Source organism: Gemmatimonadaceae bacterium (assembly GCA_035633115.1).
Lineage (GTDB): Bacteria > Gemmatimonadota > Gemmatimonadetes > Gemmatimonadales > Gemmatimonadaceae > UBA4720.
This window is the reverse complement of record DASQFN010000018.1, coordinates 1-1,763: the sequence shown is the minus strand read 5'-3', so window position 1 is coordinate 1,763 and position 1,763 is coordinate 1. Positions and strand designations below refer to the sequence as shown.

1 protein-coding gene is annotated in these 1,763 nt (G+C 63.9%); it reads left to right on the top strand.

What is annotated here, in order from left to right; all coding sequences use genetic code 11:
- Window positions 1-60: 60 nt before the first annotated feature.
- On the top strand, window positions 61-1,763 hold a 1,703-nt coding region (locus VES88_02360), incomplete at its 3' end, for a GMC family oxidoreductase N-terminal domain-containing protein (protein HYN80315.1).

Below are 1,763 nucleotides of genomic sequence, written 5' to 3'. Positions count from 1 at the left end.
GGGGGCGGATCCGCTGGGGCGGTGATCGCGGCTCGTCTCTCTGAAGACCCTGGTTGTAGTGTGGCACTCATCGAGGCGGGCGAGCGGCCGCCGGACGTGGAGTTAATGCCTGTGGCGTGCGGGACCATGCAGCTCAACCCGGCCACGGACTGGATGTACACCGCGGACCCCGGGAAGGCCGGGCTCGGGCTCAGGGGACGACGCGTCCCGGTGCCGCGAGGCAAGATGCTCGGTGGGTCCTCCGGGCTCAACTATATGGCGTATGTGCGCGGCCACCCGGGCGATTTCGATGCCTGGGCTGAGGGCGGCGCGACCGGATGGAGCTATGCTGATGTGCTGCCCTACTTCCGGAAGAGCGAAGGGCTCGCGCCGTGCGATGAAGTCGTGATCGATGAGGCGGCGCACAACAGCGCTGGTCCAATGGGGGTCTGCGTGCGTTCGCCGATACTCCCAGGCGCCCGCCAATTCGTCGAGGCGGCTCAGGCGGCCGGCATCCCGCGCGGTGACTACAATGGACGCAACCGCGGCGGCGCGGCGGGTGTGGTGTCGCTCGTGCAAACCAGTACGCGGCAGGGCAAACGGTCGAGCACCTATCGCGCATTCCTGGAGGGCGAGGCGGACCACCGGCCCAACCTCACGATCATCACCGGGGCGCAGGCGACGCGCGTGTTACTGGAGGGTTCGCCCGGACAGATCGAGGCCAAGGGCGTCGAGTATCGCAAAGCGACCGGCGAGATCAGTGCCGCCATCGCTAGCAAGGAAGTGATTTTGAGTGCGGGCGCGGTCGGTTCGCCCCACTTGTTGCTGCTCTCCGGTATTGGGCCAAGACGCGAACTCGAAACGATTGGCGTTCCGTGTCTCGTCGATTTGCCACATGTTGGCAAGCACCTAAAGGACCACATCCAGGTGCCTCTGTTCTTTCCGGCGCCAGGGGTCGGCGTCTCGATGAGTGAAGTTGGCCTCTCTATGGGAGCTGCCGCCCTTCGCCACCCCGCCGGACCTTTGCCCGCGGATCCCCAGGATGATGAGAAGATGCCTGCCGAGCTTCAGGCTCTGAAGCAGGAAGCAGAGCGGCGACTCGCCGAGTGGAAAAAGACTGGCTGCGGCCTCGTGTCCTCCTCGCTTTACGAGGCGTGTGCCTGGTTTTCGACCGGCCTCGGCGACCACCACAGTCACGACGCGCAGATCGCTTTCATTCCCTGTGGGTACAACTACGAGTTGTGGCATTCGTGCCTGAACGTTGACACGGATCAGTATTTCGACGACGCGTCGAAGCGTTTGGCAGCCAACGCGGAAAGCATGATCGTACTGGCGAATCCGGTGTTGCCGCATAGTGAAGGCGAGATCGTGCTCGAAAGCGCTGACCCCGCCGTTCACCCAGCTATCCGCATGAACTACTTCGGCGATGCCCACGACCTGAAGGTGATGATCGCCGTGGTGCGCAGGGCCCTTGAGGTCGTAGCGCAGTGGCCCTCCCATCGCAAGATCGGTCCCCTGCTGGTCCCGCCTTTCCTCGCGAAGAAGCACGGGTATCAGGAGGGCGCGACTCCGAGTGATGCTCTTCTGGAGGATCTCGCGCTGCATTTTTCGCTAACCGTGTACCACTTGACGTGCACATGCGGGATCGGCAGGGTCGTCGATCCGCGACTCCGGGTAACAGGGGTAGGAAAGCTGCGCGTGGCGGACGCGAGCGTCATGCCCAACGTGGTCAGCGGGAACACGAACGCGGCGTCGATCATGATTGGCGAAAAGGCGGCGGAGAT